The organism is Ornithinimicrobium sp. (genome assembly GCF_030537745.1).
Classification (GTDB): Bacteria; Actinomycetota; Actinomycetes; order Actinomycetales; family Dermatophilaceae; genus Ornithinicoccus.
The window spans coordinates 1-5936 of sequence record NZ_JAUNVI010000003.1 but is presented as its reverse complement, the minus strand read 5'-3'; the positions used below and the strand labels follow the sequence as shown (position 1 = coordinate 5936).

Annotated in this window: 7 protein-coding genes; 5 read left to right on the top strand and 2 right to left on the bottom strand. The window is 69.9% G+C overall.

What is annotated here, in order from left to right:
- Nucleotides 1-814: inositol monophosphatase (locus tag Q4P07_RS01100; protein WP_368660234.1), on the top strand; the 814-nt coding region annotated here is incomplete at its 5' end.
- On the opposite strand, the gene Q4P07_RS01095 is transcribed toward Q4P07_RS01100, so the two are convergent.
- Entirely contained in the window at nt 785-1246 is a 462-nt protein-coding gene (locus tag Q4P07_RS01095; RefSeq protein WP_303373041.1) for a DUF2304 domain-containing protein, read from the bottom strand. The genes Q4P07_RS01100 and Q4P07_RS01095 overlap by 30 nt on opposite strands.
- A gap of 9 nt (nt 1247-1255) precedes the next feature.
- Nucleotides 1256-1939 (bottom strand): glycosyltransferase family 2 protein, encoded by a 684-nt coding sequence (locus Q4P07_RS01090; RefSeq protein ID WP_303373040.1) that lies wholly within the window; start codon nt 1937-1939, stop codon nt 1256-1258.
- 35 nt (nt 1940-1974) lie between these two features.
- Here Q4P07_RS01090 and Q4P07_RS01085 point away from each other — a divergent pair, with 35 nt between their 5' ends.
- From Q4P07_RS01085 to Q4P07_RS01070, 4 genes are read left to right on the top strand one after another with little or no spacing between them, the layout of a single operon-like run.
- Nucleotides 1975-2580 (top strand): acyltransferase, encoded by a 606-nt coding sequence (locus tag Q4P07_RS01085; protein ID WP_303373039.1) that lies wholly within the window; start codon nt 1975-1977, stop codon nt 2578-2580.
- The gene (locus Q4P07_RS01080) at nt 2573-3691 is read left to right on the top strand and encodes a DegT/DnrJ/EryC1/StrS aminotransferase family protein (protein ID WP_303373038.1); all 1119 of its coding nucleotides are present in this window, start codon (nt 2573-2575) and stop codon (nt 3689-3691) included. Before Q4P07_RS01085 ends, Q4P07_RS01080 begins: the two co-directional genes overlap by 8 nt.
- A 35-nt stretch (nt 3692-3726) precedes the next feature.
- Complete coding sequence (locus Q4P07_RS01075) at nt 3727-4698, top strand: Gfo/Idh/MocA family protein (protein WP_303373114.1); 972 nt, start codon at nt 3727-3729, stop codon at nt 4696-4698.
- Nucleotides 4695-5897: a glycosyltransferase gene (locus Q4P07_RS01070; RefSeq protein ID WP_303373037.1), complete on the top strand. Its 1203-nt coding sequence runs from the start codon at nt 4695-4697 to the stop codon at nt 5895-5897. Before Q4P07_RS01075 ends, Q4P07_RS01070 begins: the two co-directional genes overlap by 4 nt.
- The last annotated feature ends 39 nt before the right edge of the window (nt 5898-5936 follow it).

The window sequence follows — 5936 nt, the reverse complement described above, 5'->3', positions numbered from 1 at the left end:
CTTCGATGTCACCGAGGCGGTCGTGACAGGCTGGGTGGCTATGGACACCGATGCTGTGCTCACCCTGCTCCAGGAGACCGCTGAGCAGGTGATCAACCCGCGCTTCCGGGCGCTCGCCGACGGCGAGGTGATGAGCAAGAGCCGTCCCGACGACCTGGTGACGGTCGCCGACCAGGAGGCCGAGGTGATCATCACCGCCGCGCTGCGTGCGGCATACCCCCACGCCGTCATCCTCGGCGAGGAAGCCTCCCTCGGGGACGCCACGGTGATCGCGGACTTTCGCGCTGCCGACCACGCGTTCACGGTCGACCCCGTGGATGGCACCCGCAACTTCGTCAACGGCTCGCCGGACCACGCCGTGATGGTCTCCGAGATGCGCGATGGGCAGGCGGTGCGGGCCTGGATCTGGCAGCCTCAGCACCGGGTCGCCTACGTCGCCGAGCGCGGTGCTGGCCTGTGGCGCAACGGCGAGCGCGTCCAGCGCGATGAGCCTGCCCAGGACCCGAGCCAGTGGCGTGCGCGCACCTCAGATCGTCGCAGGATCGGCACGATGCTCGGACCGGTCGGGCCGTTGGAGTTGACCTGGATCAGCTGCGGCATCGACTACCCCAAGCTCGCCGGCGGCGAATGCGACCTGATCGTCTACGCGGGCACCCTGCCGTGGGACCACATGCCGGGCTCGCTGATGATCGAGGAGGTCGGAGGCGCCCTCGGCGACCTCGACGGGCGGCCCTACACGCCGAGCAGACAGCCCCGCGGCATCGTTGCCGCCGCGACGCCGGGCTTACTCGAGTCGGTCCTCGCCTGGCTCTGAACGCGACGTGCCCTCGACGTCGACGTCGGCGTCGGCTTGGGGCCACACCGCTGGGGCGGGCGGATGCGGGTGACCAGCGCGGTCGTGGATCGCCTCGCGCAGCGCCAACTCGCGCGCGAGGGTGGTGACCTGCTGCTCGATCTGGCGCATCCGCCGGTAGGAGGAAGCGACGAAGCCCAGAAAGAACACGGTCAACCCATAGAGGAGCAGATCAGCGCCGCGGCCGACGCCGAGTGTCTTGGCGACCGTCGTGAGCAACCGAGGGAAGAGGACCGCCGAGGCGGCCAGGAGCACGAAACCGACCAGCATGAGCCGGCGGATCGCCTGGTGGCGCGCGCCAGCGTTAGAGGCGTTGAGCATCAGGGTGATGACCACGATGGCCACCAACAGGACGATCTTGATGATGGGCTGGTCCAACGGTTGGTCCGGCACGGTGCTACCTCACTTCAGCAGGGTGTCGACGAGGATGTTGACGGAGTTCATCAAGGACTGTCCCTTGGACCTGCTGTAGTCGGTGTAGATGATGTGCACCGGATGCTCGGCCCAACTGAGCTTGGAGCGACTCAACTGCAGCACGATCTCGGTCGCGTGCGCCATCCGGTTCTGATGCAGGTGCAGCGACTCGGCGGCATCGCGGCGGAGCACCCGAAGCCCGTTGTGCGCGTCGGTGAGCCGCAGCCCGGTCTGCTGGTTGGTGATCCAGACCGCGGCCTTGAGCACGATCTTCTTGATCAGGCCGGGCCGGGTGCGATCGTCGAGGAAGCGCGAGCCGAACACGATCCCGAGGTCCTCGGTCCGGGCCCGGTCCACCATCGCGGCGGCGTCCTCGACGCGATGCTGGCCGTCGGCGTCGAAGGTGACCAGGTATGCGGCGTCCGTCGCCTCGAGCACGTACCGCATACCTGTCTGCAGCGCCGCGCCCTGACCAAGGTTGAAGGGGTGCCGCACGACGACCGCGCCGGCCGCCTCGGCACGCGCTGCGGAGTCGTCAGTGCTGGCGTCGTCCACGCAGACGATGTGCGGAAACGTCGCGCGGGCACCGGACACGACCCCCTCGATGACCGACGCCTCGTTGAACAGCGGGATCACCAACCAGGTGTCTTCGGCCCGGGAGGATAAAGTCATACCGAGCATTGTCCCGCACCCGACCAAGGAGACTCGTGGCAACACGCATCGTCGACAGCGCAGACGTGTCGCCGGAGGCGTCGATCGGCGACGACACCTCGATCTGGCACCTGGCGCAGGTGCGAGAGGGGGCGGTGCTGGGGCGCGGGTGCGTCATCGGACGGGGGGCCTACATCGGCACCGGGGTCCAGCTCGGTGATCACTGCAAGATCCAGAACTATGCGTTGGTCTACGAGCCCGCCAGGCTCGGCGATGGCGTCTTCGTCGGTCCTGCCGCGGTGCTGACCAATGACACCTTTCCACGCGCCATCAACCCCGACGGGTCGCTCAAGAGCGCCGACGACTGGGAGTCGGTGGGCGTGACGATCGAGCAGGGCGCCTCGATCGGCGCGCGTGCCGTCTGCGTCGCGCCGGTCACTGTCGGAGCCTGGGCGACCGTGGCCGCCGGAGCCGTCGTCACCCGCGACGTCCCCGCCCACGCTCTCGTCGTCGGCGTGCCCGCGCGTCGCGTCGGCTGGGTCGGCCGCGCGGGAACACCGCTCCAGCGCACCGGCGACCCGGGGCAGTGGCGCTGCCCTGTCACCGGCACTATCTATACCGAGCACAACGGCACCCTGACCGAAGGAACAACCGATGACTGAAGATCTGCCCATGATCCCCGCCGCGAAGCCGATCATCGGCGACGAAGAACGTGCAGCGGTCGACCGGGTGCTCCAGTCGGGCATGATCGCCCAGGGCCCGGAGGTGAAGGCCTTCGAGGAGGAGTTCGCTCAGCAGTTGGTCGGGGGACGCACGTGCGTCGCGGTCAACTCGGGCACCAGCGGCCTGCACCTCGGGCTGCTGGCCGCGGGGATCGGAGCGGGCGACGAGGTCATCGTGCCCAGCTTCACCTTCGCCGCGACCGCCAACTCTGTGGCGCTGACCGGGGCGACCCCCGTCTTCGCCGACATCAGCCGCGACACTTTCAACCTGGACCCCGAGTCCGTTCGTGCGGTGATCACCAACCGCACGGCCGCCGTCATGCCGGTGCACCTCTACGGCCACCCGGCCGACATGGACGCCTTTGCCGCGCTGACCGCCGAGACCGGGATCCAGCTGTTCGAGGATGCCGCCCAGGCGCACGCCGCGACCTACCGGGGCACGCCGGTCGGCGGCTTCGGGGCGTTCGCGATGTTCAGCCTCTACCCGACGAAGAACATGACGTCCGGTGAGGGCGGCATGGTCGCCTGCGGGGACGAGGACATCGCGCGCGGCATCCGACTGCTGCGCAACCAGGGTATGGAGAAGCAGTACGCCAACGAGGTGATCGGCCTCAACAACCGGATGACCGACATCCATGCCGCGATCGGGCGGGTGCAGTTGGCCAAGCTCGGTGCCTGGACGCAGCAGCGCCGGTCCAATGCCGCCTGGCTGGACGAGCACCTGCAGGGCGTCGTCGTGCCGCCGGTGCGCGAGGGGTGCACCCACGTCTACCACCAGTACACGATCCGCATCGACGGTGCCTCCGCGGCAGAGCGGGACCGGATGGTGCAGGCGCTGCGCGAGGAGCACCGGGTCGGCTGTGGGGTCTACTACCCGACTCCCAACCACGAGCTGGTCTCCCTCGCCCGGTTTGCGCCCACCTGGGAGCTGCCCGAGACGGCCCGTGCGGCCGCCGAGGTCATCAGCCTGCCGGTCCATCCTTCGCTGGCCGCTGGCGACCTGGAGCGGATCGCGACGGCAGTCAACACGCTCGTTGGGGCGGGCGCGTGAGCGCCACAGCCCTCCCGGAGGGCCGGACCATCCGGATGGGGCTGATCGGCCTGGGCTCGATGGGCCGCCACCATGCCCGGGTGATCCGGGAGGTGGACGGGATGGAGCTGGTCGCGATCGCGGACCCCCAGGGTGACAAGCACGGCGTCGCCCGCGAGCTGGACGTGCTCGCGGACGTCCAGGCGCTCATCGCGGCCGGGATCGACGCTGCCATGGTCGCGGTGCCCACCTACCTCCATGAGGAGGTGGCGATGGCGCTGGCCGCTGGTGGCGTGCACACGATGGTGGAGAAGCCGATAGCCGCCACCGCCGAGTCCGGCCAGCGCGTCGCGGACGCCTTCGCCGGCGCCGGCCTGGTGGGGGCGGTCGGGTATGTCGAACGCTGCAACCCGGCGTTGCTGGAGATGCGTCGCCGTATCGCGGTTGGTGAGTTGGGAGAGGTCTTCCAGATCACCACGTCCCGGCAGGGTCCCTTCCCGGCTCGGATCGCTGACGTCGGTGTCGTCAAGGACCTCGCCACCCACGACATCGACCTCACGGCCTGGATTGCCCAGTCGCCCTACGCGACGATCAGCGGCCAGGTGGCCCACCGGTCCGGGCGCGAGCACGAAGACATGGTGGTCTCCGCGGGTCGGCTGGCCAACGGCATCATCGTGGCCCATACCGTCAACTGGCTCTCGCCGAGGAAGGTGCGCGAGACCGTGGCGACGGGGGAGAACGGCTCCTTCGTGGCCAACACTCTCACCGGTGACCTGACCTTCTTCGAGAACGGTGACGTCACCTCCGAGTGGGACCGCGCCTCCGCCTTCCGCGGCGTGTCCGAGGGGGACTCGATCCGTTTCGCGTTGTCCCGACGCGAGCCGCTGCGGGTTGAGCAGGAGAACTTCCGCGACGCGCTCTGGGGCCGCGAGGCCAACGTCGTCTCGATGACCGACGGCGTCCACACCCTGCGTGTCGTCGAAGCCCTCCTGGAGTCCGCGCGGACCGGGCAGACCGTCGCCCTGTGACGCCACGGGCACCGCTCGTGGTGCTGGCCACGCGGATCTTCGTGCCCGAGGCCGCTGCCGCGACCTTCCGGTTGCAGGCTCTGGTGCAGGCACTCGCTGAGCGGGCCGAGGTCCGGGTGCTGACCACTAATGCTCCGTCGTCGTTGCGGGGGCGCGTCGGTGACCGCGCCGGGGCTGGGGTCACCAGCGCAGGGGTCTTCGTCGCCCGTTGGCCGGTCCTGCGCGACGGGACCGGCTATGTCCGTGGTTATCTGCCCTACCTCTCCTTCGACCTGCCCCTGGCGCTGCGGCTGCTGACGGCTCCGCACGCCGACGTCGTGGTGGTGGAGCCGCCGCCGACCACGGGAGCGGTGACCCGGGTGGCGCTGGCGATGCGCCGCCTCGTCGGTGACCCGATCCCTTACGTCTATTACGCCGCGGATGTCTGGTCCGATGCGACCGCGTCCATGGGAGCACCAGCGCCAGTGGTGTCAGCGATGCGATGGGTGGAGAGGTTCGCCCTCCGCGGTGCACGCGAGGTGATCGCGGTCTCCGACGGTGTCGCCGAACGAGTGCGGGCGCTCGCTGGAGCGGACACGCCGGTGACCGTGGTCCCCAACGGCATCGATACCGAAGTCTTCACGCCGGACGGCGAACGGCACCCGCAGGCGGGGGAGTCGCCCTACCTCGTCTACGCGGGCACGGCTTCGGAGTGGCAGGGGGCCGAGATCTTCGCCGAGGCGATGCCCGCGGTCCTCGAGAGGGTGCCTGGCGCGAGGCTCATCTACGTCGGCCAGGGCGCGAGTTGGCCGCTGTTGGAGCGGCTCCGCGACGCGCTGCCAAACGGGACGATCGAGTTGCGTCCGCTCGTCCCCGCGGAGGAGGCTGCGGCATGGCTGCGCGGAGCTGCGGCGACGGTGGTCAGCGTGCGACCTGGGCTCGGCTACGACTTCGCCTATCCGACGAAGGTCATCGCGGCCCTGGCGTGCGGGACACCGGTAGTCTTCGCCGGCCCTGGCCCGGCCGCGCAGGACCTGTGCGCCCACGACCTCGGCGTCGCGGTGGAGTATGCCGTGGCGCCGGTGGCCCAGGCGATGGTCGACGCCCTCCTAGCAGGACCCGATGAGGGCGCCGCCGCCCAGCGGGTGCAGTGGGTCCGCACGCACCGCAGCCTCGCCCAGACCGGCGAAGCCGCCAGCCAGGTCGTCCTGCCCTCGTGACCGGGCGGTCGCCCCTGCCACACCGGGCGGTCGCCCCTG